At 50.6% G+C, this 12,504-nt stretch carries 13 protein-coding genes; 3 read left to right on the top strand and 10 right to left on the bottom strand.

What is annotated here, in order from left to right; translation table 11 throughout:
• Positions 1-8 precede the first annotated feature (8 nt).
• From D4L85_RS28305 to D4L85_RS28290, 4 genes are all read right to left on the bottom strand, one after another.
• The gene (locus tag D4L85_RS28305; protein WP_119757462.1) at positions 9-419 is read right to left on the bottom strand and encodes an META domain-containing protein; all 411 of its coding nucleotides are present in this window, start codon (positions 417-419) and stop codon (positions 9-11) included.
• Positions 420-521: 102 nt separating this feature from the next.
• A complete protein-coding gene (locus D4L85_RS28300; protein WP_119757461.1) occupies positions 522-1,280 on the bottom strand; it encodes a 3-keto-disaccharide hydrolase in 759 nt (252 codons plus the stop codon).
• A gap of 13 nt (positions 1,281-1,293) precedes the next feature.
• On the bottom strand, positions 1,294-1,809 hold the full coding sequence (locus D4L85_RS28295) for a hypothetical protein (RefSeq protein WP_160144058.1): 516 nt from the start codon (positions 1,807-1,809) through the stop codon (positions 1,294-1,296).
• Positions 1,809-2,321 carry a DUF2911 domain-containing protein gene (locus tag D4L85_RS28290; protein ID WP_228450656.1) on the bottom strand — a complete coding sequence of 171 codons (513 nt, stop codon included), beginning with the start codon at positions 2,319-2,321 and terminating at the stop codon, positions 1,809-1,811. The genes D4L85_RS28295 and D4L85_RS28290 overlap by 1 nt, the downstream gene beginning before the upstream one ends.
• Before the next feature lie 121 nt (positions 2,322-2,442).
• Here D4L85_RS28290 and D4L85_RS28285 point away from each other — a divergent pair, with 121 nt between their 5' ends.
• Complete coding sequence (locus D4L85_RS28285; RefSeq protein WP_119757458.1) at positions 2,443-2,925, top strand: deoxycytidylate deaminase; 483 nt, start codon at positions 2,443-2,445, stop codon at positions 2,923-2,925.
• 233 nt (positions 2,926-3,158) lie between these two features.
• Here D4L85_RS28285 and D4L85_RS28280 read toward each other — a convergent pair whose 3' ends face one another.
• The 6 genes from D4L85_RS28280 to D4L85_RS28250 form a co-directional block, all read right to left on the bottom strand.
• Entirely contained in the window at positions 3,159-3,494 is a 336-nt protein-coding gene (locus D4L85_RS28280) for a hypothetical protein (protein ID WP_228450655.1), read from the bottom strand.
• A 545-nt stretch (positions 3,495-4,039) separates the two neighbouring features.
• A complete protein-coding gene (gene murB, locus D4L85_RS28270; protein WP_119757457.1) occupies positions 4,040-5,059 on the bottom strand; it encodes a UDP-N-acetylmuramate dehydrogenase in 1,020 nt (339 codons plus the stop codon).
• A 97-nt stretch (positions 5,060-5,156) separates the two neighbouring features.
• Positions 5,157-6,380, bottom strand: a complete 1,224-nt coding sequence (locus D4L85_RS28265; RefSeq protein WP_160144057.1) for a hypothetical protein — start codon at positions 6,378-6,380, stop codon at positions 5,157-5,159.
• A gap of 8 nt (positions 6,381-6,388) precedes the next feature.
• On the bottom strand, positions 6,389-7,291 hold the full coding sequence (locus D4L85_RS28260) for a porin family protein (protein ID WP_119757455.1): 903 nt from the start codon (positions 7,289-7,291) through the stop codon (positions 6,389-6,391).
• A 21-nt stretch (positions 7,292-7,312) separates the two neighbouring features.
• Positions 7,313-9,019 carry a DUF1501 domain-containing protein gene (locus D4L85_RS28255; RefSeq protein WP_119757454.1) on the bottom strand — a complete coding sequence of 569 codons (1,707 nt, stop codon included), beginning with the start codon at positions 9,017-9,019 and terminating at the stop codon, positions 7,313-7,315.
• A gap of 11 nt (positions 9,020-9,030) precedes the next feature.
• Positions 9,031-10,770: a DUF1800 domain-containing protein gene (locus D4L85_RS28250; protein ID WP_119757453.1), complete on the bottom strand. Its 1,740-nt coding sequence runs from the start codon at positions 10,768-10,770 to the stop codon at positions 9,031-9,033.
• A gap of 192 nt (positions 10,771-10,962) precedes the next feature.
• Here D4L85_RS28250 and D4L85_RS28245 point away from each other — a divergent pair, with 192 nt between their 5' ends.
• Entirely contained in the window at positions 10,963-11,814 is an 852-nt protein-coding gene (locus tag D4L85_RS28245) for a hydroxymethylglutaryl-CoA lyase (RefSeq protein ID WP_119757452.1), read from the top strand.
• A gap of 61 nt (positions 11,815-11,875) precedes the next feature.
• A complete protein-coding gene (locus D4L85_RS28240) occupies positions 11,876-12,502 on the top strand; it encodes a tetratricopeptide repeat protein (RefSeq protein ID WP_119757451.1) in 627 nt (208 codons plus the stop codon).
• The last annotated feature ends 2 nt before the right edge of the window (positions 12,503-12,504 follow it).

The raw sequence follows: 12,504 nt of genomic DNA, 5'->3' as shown, positions 1-12,504 counted from the left end.
ATATGAATTTATTTCACCGCCTGAAACTCCGCTAACGAAGTCTCTCCCTCATACAACTCCAGTTTATTACCATCGATCTTGTAGGTGGCGGCGTGCGTGAGGGCGTAGGTATAAAATTCTTCGATATCCATTTGCTCTTTCCCACACATCATGCGCGTGGAGGCGGTGGTGAAGGTGATCTTTTCCCCGGTAAGTGTATAACTCCCCGTGATGGTATTGCATCCGGCAAAGCCTTGCACTTTTTTGTCGCTCAACAGGAAGTAAACTTCCTTGCCATTGTCGGGCGTAATGACGGGTATGCCGTTCATCTCCGCCAGTTTCCAGCGCGTGTTTTCAAGCGTAGTGGCGGTAGAAGTTTTAGAGGATTTGCATTGAAAGAGGGCGAGGGATGCCAGCGAGAGAATGAGGAGTTTTTTCATGGCAGAAAAATGTCGGTCTATGTAAAGTTAAAACTTTACACGAGATAACAACCGGGGCTGGCCGAATGTTGCCGTGCGCCCGGCCAGCCCAGGTCAAAGAGATTATAGTTCGCGGATCCAGATGTTCCGGTACGCCACCGGGTTGCCGTGATCTTGCAGACGGATCGAGCCGGTTTCATAAGGCTTGTATACAGGCCAGCCGATGTATTCCGTCGGTCCCCAGATGGCCACGTGATTGAGGGACAGCACGCCGTTGTGCACTACGGTAACATAGGCCGGAAGCAATACGCGGCCGTCCTTGTCGAAACGAGGCGCCGTGAAATAGATGTCGTAGTATTGCCACTCACCCGGTTTTTTGCAGGCGTTGGCCATGGGAATATGCTGCTTATAAATAGCACTGGCCTGGCCGTTTGCATAGGTCTTGTTGTTGTAGTTGTCGAGCACCTGCACTTCATAGCGCTCTTGCAAGAAGATACCGCTGTTGCCGCGGCCTTGGCTGGTTTGCTCGGGCTTCACTTCGGCGGGGGAATGCCATTCCACATGCAATTGAAAGTCGCCGAATTCTTTTTTTGTTTTGATGTCTTTGCCGCCGGGCAGCACCGTGAAAGCACCGTCCTTGACAGGCCACTTGGCCGCGCCACCGTCGATGCTCACCCAGTTGTCGAGATTCTTTCCGTCGAACAGCACGATGGCATCCGAGGGAGCGTCGCTGGGCTTGTCGCCGGGTGTAACGATCTTGGGTTGAGGTTCCCATACTTCGGATGACTCGGGTGTGGCCTTCGGATTGGGTTGGGCAAAAGCGGCCCCAACCCCCAAGGTCAGAGCGGCGATGAACAATACGGGTTTATGGATCCTGGTCATAGTTTTTATAGAGTTAAAAATCATTTGCAATGTCGTCTACCTTTTTGTCCTTGTCAGCTTTCATCATCTTGTGGAGGCCATAGGAGATGTAGAGCATCTCCAGCTTGTGTTTGCCGGCGGCGTGAAATTTGAGGATGAGCTTATCGGATTTCCAGAAGTACGTTTCATTTTTTATATCATAGTCTGCCTTGCCATAGAGTGACTCCAAAGCCTTCATGAGCCGGGGATCTTTGTCGGCGAGTATGCGGATCTCATAGACCATATCTTTATAGGTCTTTAACTCGACTTTCTCTACATTCACTTCGCCGATCTTCTCGTACAAGGGATTGACCACTTCATAGAGCTTGGCTGGGAATTCATCTTTCTCTTTAAACTCTTTGATGAGTTTATAGCCCGTCACCGAATCGATGGGGGCATTCAAATGGATGTCTTTGAATCCGTTTCGCTTGTCGAGCTCCAACGTATCCTGACCAAAACAGGGGGCAGCGACGACGAATAATAGAAGGGCAGTAACTACGCGTATGTTCATCAATTTATAAACTTAACAGGAATGGAAAGTTTAATCCTATCCCAGAGTATCAAAAGGTCGGCGACGTCGTTTCGCTGGTCAAATTGCAGGGTGAATGGTTCGTAAACAGCGTCGGTCGTGGTTTGAACGGGGATATCGAAACGGAGCACATCGAGCCGGTAATTATAATTATAAGCGCCCCACAAACCCAATTCGCTGTTGATGATGATGGTCCACTTATCTTTTTGAGGGATAGCGAACATGGAATAGGTGCCGGCTTTAAGCAGGAAGCCGTTGAGTGAAATATTTTTTGTGGTGGTGATCTCCGTTGCCTCGTTGGCGCCGAGGCGCCAGACCTGACCATAGGGCACGAGGCTTCCAAAGATCTCGCGTCCGCGTTTCAGGGGCTGCGAATAAGTGATCTTGATGTAGGCGTCCTTATATTTCACCGTGGTCACGGCCATGGGACTGGGCCGAGGCTTGGCGGCTTCCTGCGCCCGGGCGGTAACCAGGGCCAGAAGGGATAGGAACATGGCGGAAATTAGAAGTCGTTTACCCCACATAGCGTTTTAAAGATAGTAATTTAGACTACAACCTTGTGTTCCTTTGCATAAACCGTGCTGAATTCTGATTTTGTAAAAACTTATTTCACCTATGACACGCCCCGCATTCGACGATATATATATGGAGTTGGCCGTGAACCTGGCCAAGCGTTCCCACTGCATCAAGCGGCACGTAGGGGCCGTGCTCACCAAAGATACGCGCATCATCTCCATCGGCTATAACGGCCCGCCCTCCGGCACCCACAACTGCGACGAACAATGGCCTGAGACCGGCTGCCCCCGTGATTCGAAGGGCGGTTGCTCGCTGGCCATACACGCGGAACAAAATGCCATTCTTTATGCCGTAAAAAATAAAACTTCGGTGGAGGGGGCTACGCTCTATATTACATTGTCGCCATGCCTGGCTTGCTCCCGCATTATTTTTTCGATGGGCATCCGGCGCGTGATCTACCTGCGGTCGTATGCCGAATATAAAGGGATACCCTCGGATGAGGGTGTAGACTTTTTAAAACGGTTTGGTGTGGAGGTGGACCGGTATCAGGGCCAACTTTCGAATGTTACACATATGATTTAGGGTGAGATGATTGCCGTTGGGTGGTAATCTTTCTGGTGTAGAGAACTCAAATAGGGGAGGGTAAGGATGGAGACTTTGTTGGTGGGACACCAACAAAGGTGATGCTGCATTCTTTTGAATGACTGGGTATGCTTTTGAGATTGGGGCGAGTGATACAGGTTGTTGGCGAATGCCAACAAAAGGAGGGGTGATCGCGTGAGGTTGTTGGTGACGAACGCCAACAAGGTGACGGCTTACCGGCTCTTCAATGCTTTTTCGAGATCGCCGGTGAGTTTGGCGGTAACGCCTTTGGTCTTCTTGGCTTTCTCGGTGTTGAAGATGACCAGGGCGCGGTCGGCCATTTCGTAGAGACCCGTAGGATTTTTATCGGCTTTGTAACTTCCCAGGCACCATTCGAGATCGGCCTGAAGCTGCGTGTCGATGCCGAGTGCTTTCAGCTTGCTCAGTGCTTCCTCACAAACTTTGTCGATGGAGACGCTGGCTTTGGATGCCGCGGCCTTCGGTTTGGCAGGAGTGGAAGCTTTCTTTACGGGCGTCTTTGCCGGAGTTTTAGCGGGTGTTTTTGCCATGACCAGTGGGTTAAAGTGTTTTGATGTGAGTAAGTTACACGCGTTCGCCGGGGAAGACAAGCAGTTGATTTATAAATTTTACGCAACCGAATGAATACGCGGCGAGTTCAAGCAAAAGTTTAACACCGGGCCTGCATCACGACATATTTCAAGCAACCATGGAATTGGAAAGAGACGAGGAGGGGAAGATGTAACGGTCGATGAGCGACGGTGTGATGGAAATTAAAATGCCGTTGATGGCGACACAACGCTTATGAAAAACGAAAGGGAAGTAAATCTAATTTACTTCCCTTCGCAAAGTTTCCTTAGGCCTTGCCTAATTACTTCTTCTTCTTAGCAGCTTTCTTAGCAGTTTTCTTGGCTGCTTTTTTAGCTGTTTTCTTCGCTGTTTTTGCCATAGCGTTTTGATTTTTTTGTTAAACGATACGAAAAGTTATAACAAAATATTTACACACAAAAATTTTTTACGAAAAATTTTTTCAAGGCGAGATTTTTTTTCATGTGCAAGTGATGCATGATCGATCGGATTTTCATCACTTCATCGTTCATAAAACATTCACTTCAGGTTGAAGAATGATGTCGAATTTTTCTTTTACACTGCCTTGAATGTCCATGGCGAGTTGCCATATTTTTTCGCCTTCACCACCTCCATAGTTCACCAACACCAGGGGTTGAAGCGGATGAACACCGATGGCTCCGAATGTTTTTCCTTTCCATCCACATTGCTCGATCAACCATGCTGCAGGAATTTTTACAAGGCTATCGGACGATGGAAAAGATGGGAGGGAAGGATAACGCTTCTTTAAAAAATCGTGTAAATCAGCGTGTATTGAAGGATTTTTAAAAAAACTTCCGGCATTTCCAACGCGCGCGGGGTCCGGTAATTTGCTTTGACGAATGTGGATAACTGCATCGCTAATGTTTTTTACCGACAACTTTTCGCGTCCCATTTGCTTCAACGTTTCTTCGATCGCACCGTAGCTGATGTTGTACGCGTGATTTTTTTTGGTGAGGGTTAAAGTAATACTTGAGATTAAAAACTTGTCCTTTGCTTCATGTTTGAAGACGCTTTCGCGATACCCAAAATGACATGCTTCGTTGCTCATCAAAGTCACCTCGCCGCCGCCGATTTCCACCCCTTCAACGGCCAAAATATTTTTTTTTATTTCTACCCCATAAGCACCAATATTTTGCATCGGAGCGGCTCCGACGGTGCCCGGAATGAGGGAAAGGTTCTCCACGCCACCCCAATCCTGCGCCACACAATGCATAACCAAAGCATGCCAGTTTTCGCCCGCGCCGACTTTCAACGTCACCGTGTTGTCGTCTTCCCGAACGATCTCTTTGCCCCGCAGTTCCACCTTCACGACCAGTCCGTCGTAATCTTTGGTCAGCAAAATGTTACTGCCACCGCCTAAAAAGATGTGCTTCTCTTTCCGGAAGAGATTGGAAGCGATCAACGCCTGTGCTTCGGCGATGGACCGGATCGCAGTAAAATATCTTGCCTTGGCTTTGATCCCAAAGGTGTTGTAGGGGAGCAACTCTACGTTTTCCTGGACATTCATACGCAAAAGATTCCCTGGCAAGGTATAAAAAAGTAATTACCCCGGGATATAGGTTGGTCCTTTACCCCGGGGTAATGCACTTGCGCATCGCGCGATACTATTTGTCGAGCTGTCCGCTCAACTCGTCTTTGGAAATTTTAAAGATGCAGATCCGGGGGAACCGTCCCGCCAGATAGGTGGTACCACACACTGCCAGGCCGCCGTCGGATGTTTGGATGAGACTGGCGATCTCATAGGGATTGGAGAATCCCAGGTAACGGCTGCTGATAAAGGTTCCGGTTTCCTGTTCATAGAAATATAAACCGATCTGTTTCGACTTCGTGTTGCTGGCGTATACCAACGCATTCTTGGTGTCGGTCTTGGCTTGCAGGATCTTCACTGGAGCGTCGGGCACCAGTTCGGGAAGGGTGAAGCCACCAAAGTCGGAACTCGCCGGGTCGCCACCGGGAATGTCTTTGCCGGGCAGGAAATAATTATTGCCATAGCTGAAGCGCGACAACGCGAACTTGTTGGCGCCCAGGTAGGAGACACCGCTCAATCCACCCTTATCACTTTGTCCCTGAGCCACATTCGACGGTTCGTCTGACGACGCGTTTGTGAACACGAGGGAAAACGTGTAGTTATAGAATCCATTAAAATAGTACAACCCATTCGCCATCACGCCGGCTTCAAAGGGCCACTGTCTTCCGGTACGGAGGTAGTGTTCGATGACATATTTTTCGGTGATGATCTGGTCGTCGGAGCCTACACCGATGTCGTAGCCTTTGGATTTCAGAATGCCACCGTCTGTATTCAAGACGGAGATCACTGAAAGCTTGTCGTTGTTATTGTAACTGAGCAATATAAAGTTATTGTTGGCGAACGATGCTGCCGCCGGATACGTGAGGTCTCCTTGTACGGGTGTAACGCTTACGGCTTCTAACAAGGCATCCACGTTGGCGATCTGAGCCTGAAGGGATTGCGCGTCCATGCAGAAGAAGTAGTACTTCGTCTGATATTCCATGAGCTTGCCCACGGGATAAACACCGGTGGAGGCTGGAACTTCGATCTCTTTTACAAATTTTCCATACTTATCGGCTTTCAAGAGGTAGATGCCGGCAAAGTCGGAGTTCTCACTCAGGCGTCGGCCACCGAGCACGATGTAGCCACCGTCGGGGGTCTCGCGCATGTCGATGGGGAAGTAGGAGGCGTCGAACTTGCTGTTGTCAAAGATCGAAGCGAAATTTTGCTGATCGAATGTGGGGTTGGATTTTTCCGAACATCCGGACAAGAGCGATACTCCCCAGACCAACAGCAGCAACGAATAGTATTTTTTTAGCATGACAGAAATCATTTTTTATCTAATGTTTTAAAACCACTGGAGAGGAAACGCAGCGGGAACAGACACCCTAGGGTAACGGCCACGTTGTCCAGGGTCAGGTCGTCCATTGCATCGCCCACGCCCGACAACCGGTCGCTGCTGTACCGGTTTTTGGTAGACGAAATGTTGCTCATGCCATACTTATAGGATACGTCGAAGTTGAGGCGGACGTTATTGCCCAGGTTATAGTTCAATCCGACGCCCCCCAGAAGACCCCAATGCGATTTGGCAAACAGATCTTTCGAGCCTACGATGATGGGTTCATTTTTGAATTCGTTAGCGCCCCCGCTGGCCTGGTCCACACCGCTCACGGTGACGATGGTGGTGGCATCCAACAACAACGCGGAGTAAATGCCCAACTGCACATAAGGACGCAGGCGGCCATGAAGGAAATCGTATTTTACCAACAGCGGGAGCACGGCGTAACTCAGTTTTTGCTCCTGGTGATAGTTCAACGTCACGTTATGCTCCGGGATGGTATCCATCCAGTTGAATTGGTTGCTGTACTCAAACCGGCTTCGCTGATACGTCGGTTGGAAGCTGATCAGAAATCCCTTAAAGTAAAACGACACCTCGAGGGTGGCTTGTGAACCCATCAAACTGAAATTCTTGTAGGTTTTGCCGATGTTGGATGCATCATAATTGGTGGGAGAGACCACCGCATAACTCTTATCTACCGACACCTTCGACAAGTTGGGACCGGCTTTGAAGCCGAGCCACCATTGCTTCTCCAGAAATTTGTCATCTTCTTTTGACTTCTTGTTGTAGGCGGCCGATTTTCTTTTTTTGTCGGAACCGGATCGTTTTTTTTCCTGGGCGTGGACCGTAGCGGCTACGAGAAAAAATAGCAGCACGAGATAGCGTCGTTTCATCACGGGTAAGGTCTTAGGGTTTTATTTTATGATAACTAGTTTCTTGGATTCTTTATAAAATCCGGTTTTGAACTGATAAATATAGTGCCCGGTCGGCAAACCGGTTAGCTCTACATCGACTTTGTGCTCACCCGGTTCATATACGCCGTTCACCATGGCCTTCACTACTTTTCCCTGGTTGTCCATTAAGTCCACATTCACCTGGTTGGTGCTGTTCAACGTAAACGACAAGGAAGTCTTGTCCTTGGCGGGGTTCGGGAAGCATTCTCCCAGCGAGAAACGGTCGCTGATGAATCCTTCCGTGCCGGTGATGATCTGTTGTGCCAGCGGTAGCGTTTGGAAGGTCACCCCATCGGTAGTGCCGGTGGAGGTCATCAGGCCGGGGAAAATTTCGTTCAGATGGGTGTCGTCCACCAACATCCAGTCTTTCATGATGTTCCCATAGACGAGGCGGTAGTCGTATTGCATGTCGACGTTGCCTTTCGACAAGTCCGGCACCTTACCGACCACGCCAGGCTGAACGCCGCGTCCAAAAATAAACAACGGCCCGCCGGTACCGTGGTCGGTGCCATAGCTTCCGTTGGATTGTATCCGTCGTCCGAATTCCGAAGTCGTTACGCTCAGCACGCGCTCTTCCAAGGCGCGCGAACGCAGGTCTTCCTGGAACGCGCTCATGGCCGTGGAGATGTGATACATCAATGCGGCATGGCCTCCCATGGTGGTGTCGTATTTTTCAACCTGGTCGGCGTGGGTGTCGAAACCACCCACCTTCACGAGGAATACTTTTGTCTGACATCCGCCTGCCAGCAATTGGGCAATCAATTTCAATTGTCCCGACAAAGGATTTTTCAGGCTTCCCTTGGGCGCATTGAAGGGGTAGTTTTCCGGGTACGTCACCGAACTGCTTCCGCCCGCTTCATACACTTCGGCCAGGCGTTGCGCATAGTCCTTGGATTTATCTTCCAGGCTCAGGATCCAGTCCAACTCTTTATAGTAGGGAGATCCTTTCAAATAATCGGGTGGCAAACCACGGGGATCCACTTCTTCGTCAAGGAAGCCTTCCAGTTCGCCTACCAGTTGCGCGAATTGTTCCGGACTGCTGATCGAGATCGATGTGGGGATATTTCCTTGCTGGTGAAAGATGAGCGACACGTCGTTGCCCATTTCGATGGCCAGCGGGTCTTTCATTTCCGGATTGGGGAAATCTTCCGGGTATTTCTTCGGAGCGAATTCTCCCTCCAAATAACGTCCAACCCAACCGGATTGATAATAGTCATCGGCCGAGCCGCCCATGAACCAGATGTCGCGTCCGCGGAAGTGAGAGCCGTTGTTGTTCTTGTACGATACGCCTTGCACGAAGGTGACACGTCCCTGGTCATACAGGCCCTTCATGGCCAGCATGTCTGGGTGAAGCCCTACTTGTGCGTCGGACGGCAACGTGCTGTCCAGGGGAATATATTTGCGCAAGCTGTTCTTGGCAGGGATGGCGATGTTGGCGCGGCGGGTATGGTACTCGTCGTATTTCTCAACGGGGATAAGGCAATTCAATCCGTCATTGCCACCGGCCAATTGCAGGATGATGAGCACGCGGTCGTTGCCGCTGGCCGCCGCCATGCGCGCTAATGAGCTGCCTTCGCCTAACACACGCAGGGGAATACCTCCGATCGCGAAGGGTATGCTCATCGCCAACGGAAGCTTCTTTAAAAAGTCTCTTCTCGATTTGTTCATGTCTTTTGTCTTTATGCAAGTTGATATTCGGGCGACTGCAGCATGCTGTTGAACAGGTATTCCAACTGGTCGCGCAAATCGGGTTCGTTGGCGTTCCAGCGTGTGGTCCAATAGGCTTCGTCAAAAGTTTGCAGGAAGCGTTCCTTAAAATAGTTGAGGCGCTTGGCGGTCAGGCCCGAGGTATCATCGGCTGCATCGTCGAAGGTTAAATTGTCCGTCACCGGGAGCAGGTATTTGGCCAGTTCCATCGTGAGCAGTCGGGCGTCGGCGGCGATGGCATTCGGGATGTTGTTTTTTACAAAATCGTAGACGTTCACTTTGAACATGCCTTGCTCCATGCTCGTGATGAGCGTGCGGATGAAATTATAACGGTTGGCCAAGGTGTTCGGCGTGATCCACCAGCGGTGATAGATGGGGAATTGGAAATAGGATTCGTAACCGGCAATGTCGGAGGGCTCGTAGAATTTCATCGCCTGCGTGGTCACCTGTGATTCGATCTCGCCGGTGGCATCATAAAACTCAGTAGTGGACGAGACGATGTCCGGTACAGTGATGTCGAAGAACCGCAGGGTTGGGATGATCAGGTCAAGCGGCGACTTGATGATGCCTCCAAAGTTATCGTCCGTCACCGTGCCGGAGGTGGCTTCATAGAAATGTTGACTGCGCAACAAGTTCTCGATAACGGGTTGCAGTTTATAACCGCCGGCCTTAAACGTATTGGCCATTTCAGTAATGATGGCGCCGTCGATGGCGATGCTTTCTTCCGGTGTATGCGGAGCATACACAAAGAAGCGATAGATCTTCCAGCAAATGTTCTTCGCGGTTTGGGGGCTGGAGTAAATCAGGTCGATCCACTGGCGGATTTCGTCCAGGGCACTTTTTTCGGTGGGGTTGCCGCCGCTCAGCAGGGTGGGGTCGGGTTGGACCGTTGCATTTCCAAAGTGTACGCTGAATTGTTTTACGGTATTGTCGTGCGACGAAGCATTGGTCGGAGAGCCTTTCACTTTGCCCCGGGGCAGGTTGGTGTCAGGGTCGAGGTTGGCAAAGTCTTCATCCACATCCCAGCCCGACAGCACTTTGGCTGCGGCTTTTACATCGTCTTCTTTATAGACACCGTAGTCGCCTTGCTCGGTCGTTGGCGGAAGGGTGCCCTCGAGGCCACGGCCGATGGTGTAGAGCTCCAGCAATTCGCGGGCATAGTTTTCGTTTTCGCTTCCCTTCACGTTCAGGTTGCCATCCAACACGCGCAACATGGCGTTGTCGACGCTGACCTTTACGGTGAGGTTCTTGAAGTTGATGTCGGGGTTGCCGTTGAGGGCGTCCAGGGCAAACGTTCGGAACAACTGGTTCTGGTAATAGATCGAACGGCTGTTGCTCACCTTCGACATGATGGTGGTGAAGTGCGTGTGCAGAAAGTGCACCATCTTTTCGCGGGCACTGTAGGCGAGCGAGATCCCGGAGGGTACCCCGGCGCTGATCATCTGACCGATGATCCATTTCCGGAGGAAGCTGTCGAGGTCGTCGCTGTTGGCATCCGTTACCGGCGACAGCACCCATACCTGGCCCGTTTTGGGATCGATGGGTAGGGCAGGGTCGGGTAGTGATTGCCGGAAAAGGGAAGTGATGGCTTGTGCAGGGGTCAACGCCGCGAAGGCGTCGATCTGCTGTTTGGTCGCCCCGAACGTTGCCCGTCGTAACAGATGGGCGGCTCGTTTTATTCCCAGGGCGCCGCTAAATTCCGGTAGAGGCATAGTGTTAGTGGTAGAGTGGTTTCAATAGAGGGTTAATCTTGCTTTCCTTGTAAAACTATAAAAATGGGGGATGAAGCGCATTAGTCACCGTTAGTTGTAAATATTTCCCTTCCGTTGCGAGTTACCGGCTTTCGTTTGTATGTTTAATCCGGCTTTTTTCTCCCCCGCTTCCCAAAAAATGCATAATCGCCTATGAAACTGATCGAATGTCCGCGCGATGCCATGCAAGGCCTCTCCACGTTTATACCCACAACGTTGAAAGTTAAATATATTAACCAGTTGCTGAAAGCAGGCTTCGACACAATCGATGCGGGAAGCTTTGTATCGCCAAAAGCGATCCCTCAAATGCGCGATACAGCCGACGTATTGAATCAGTTGGATTGGGATGGGGGGCCATCCAAGCTGCTGGTCATCGTGGCCAATACCCGGGGTGCGGAAGAAGCGGCGACCTTTGAAAGCGTTACTTATCTGGGCTTCCCGTTGTCGATGTCCGAAACGTTTCAACAACGCAACACCAACAAGTCCATCGCCGAAGCGTTGCAAACTTTGGAGGCGATCAAGAACATCTGCCTGCGGTCGGGTAAAAAATTGGTGACTTACATCAGCATGGGTTTTGGAAATCCCTATGGCGATCCATACGACGCCGAAGGTGTTGCTCAATTTGTGGACCGGCTGATGATCCTTGGCTCCGACGTCACGTCCCTGGCCGATACCATTGGAGTTTCCACGCCGCCGGCGATACGGTCCTTGTTCACCACCCTGTCGACGCGCTATCCACAAGCCGAAATAGGCGTTCATCTTCACTCCACACCGCAAGCGGCCCGCGAAAAGATCGAAGCCGCCTATGAGGCGGGTTGTCGCCGCTTCGACGGGGCCATCAAAGGCTTTGGCGGATGTCCGATGGCCAACGACGACCTGGTCGGCAACCTGGCCACCGAAACCATCCTGTCCTACCTGCAAGAAAAAGGCGTGGCCACCGGCATTGATCCAACCCAATTCAGCGCCGCATGGAAAATGGCGGACGAAATATTCCCAAAGCATTGAAAATATTACTTCTCGCCGAAGGCCTGATCTTAATCTGTTAACTTTGATTAAATTCGATAATATGAAGCGCCCCGGTTTTATTCTTTTTGGCTTGTTACTCGTTTCGATCTTGTCCCACGCGCAGAATGCCAAGGACCTTACCCAAAAAGGCCGTGAGCTGTATGAGAAACATGAGTTCATGGAATCGCTGTTGAACCTGAACAAGGCCCTCGATATCGACCCCAACTACGCTCCGGCATACTTCATTCGCGGCAACATCAAAGACAACTTCGACGATCGCCACGGCGCCATGAAGGACTATAACACCGCCATCGAAAAGAATCCGAAATTTGCCGACGCTTTCTTTGCCCGTGGCAACGTGAAGATGAAGCTCCAGGATTATTACGGCGCCATTGCCGATTTCACCTCGGCCATCACCATCAACGAAAACTATATCGAAGCCTACTTCAACCGGGGCAAAGCCAAACAGTTCTTGCAAGCCTATGAAGATGCGATCAACGACTGTTCCAAGATCATCCAGATCAATCCCAAGAATGTGGATGCTTACTATATGCGGGGTATCCTGCGCATCGAGTTCGGCGATATGAAAAATGGTTGCCTCGACCTGAGCAAAGCCGGCGAGTTGGGCGATCTGAAAGCCTATGAGGTGATCAAGGAAAAATGTAACCAGAAAGACCAGGGACAATAAGA

The organism is Chryseolinea soli (assembly GCF_003589925.1).
Classification (GTDB): domain Bacteria; phylum Bacteroidota; class Bacteroidia; order Cytophagales; family Cyclobacteriaceae; genus Chryseolinea; species Chryseolinea soli.
The sequence above is the reverse complement of the archived record's forward strand: the minus strand, read 5'-3'. Positions and strand labels throughout refer to the sequence as shown.

Excerpts from the sequence above, each read along its gene's own strand:
- D4L85_RS28305 (WP_119757462.1), bottom strand. The coding sequence starts at position 419 with ATGAAAAAACTCCTCATTCTCTCGCTGGCATCCCTCGCCCTCTTTCAA.
- D4L85_RS28300 (WP_119757461.1), bottom strand. The coding sequence starts at position 1,280 with ATGACCAGGATCCATAAACCCGTATTGTTCATCGCCGCTCTGACCTTG.
- D4L85_RS28295 (WP_160144058.1), bottom strand. The coding sequence starts at position 1,809 with ATGAACATACGCGTAGTTACTGCCCTTCTATTATTCGTCGTCGCTGCC.
- D4L85_RS28290 (WP_228450656.1), bottom strand. The coding sequence starts at position 2,321 with ATGTTCCTATCCCTTCTGGCCCTGGTTACCGCCCGGGCGCAGGAAGCC.
- D4L85_RS28285 (WP_119757458.1), top strand. The coding sequence starts at position 2,443 with ATGACACGCCCCGCATTCGACGATATATATATGGAGTTGGCCGTGAAC.
- D4L85_RS28280 (WP_228450655.1), bottom strand. The coding sequence starts at position 3,494 with ATGGCAAAAACACCCGCTAAAACTCCGGCAAAGACGCCCGTAAAGAAA.
- murB (WP_119757457.1), bottom strand. The coding sequence starts at position 5,059 with ATGAATGTCCAGGAAAACGTAGAGTTGCTCCCCTACAACACCTTTGGG.
- D4L85_RS28265 (WP_160144057.1), bottom strand. The coding sequence starts at position 6,380 with ATGCTAAAAAAATACTATTCGTTGCTGCTGTTGGTCTGGGGAGTATCG.
- D4L85_RS28260 (WP_119757455.1), bottom strand. The coding sequence starts at position 7,291 with ATGAAACGACGCTATCTCGTGCTGCTATTTTTTCTCGTAGCCGCTACG.
- D4L85_RS28255 (WP_119757454.1), bottom strand. The coding sequence starts at position 9,019 with ATGAACAAATCGAGAAGAGACTTTTTAAAGAAGCTTCCGTTGGCGATG.
- D4L85_RS28250 (WP_119757453.1), bottom strand. The coding sequence starts at position 10,770 with ATGCCTCTACCGGAATTTAGCGGCGCCCTGGGAATAAAACGAGCCGCC.
- D4L85_RS28245 (WP_119757452.1), top strand. The coding sequence starts at position 10,963 with ATGAAACTGATCGAATGTCCGCGCGATGCCATGCAAGGCCTCTCCACG.
- D4L85_RS28240 (WP_119757451.1), top strand. The coding sequence starts at position 11,876 with ATGAAGCGCCCCGGTTTTATTCTTTTTGGCTTGTTACTCGTTTCGATC.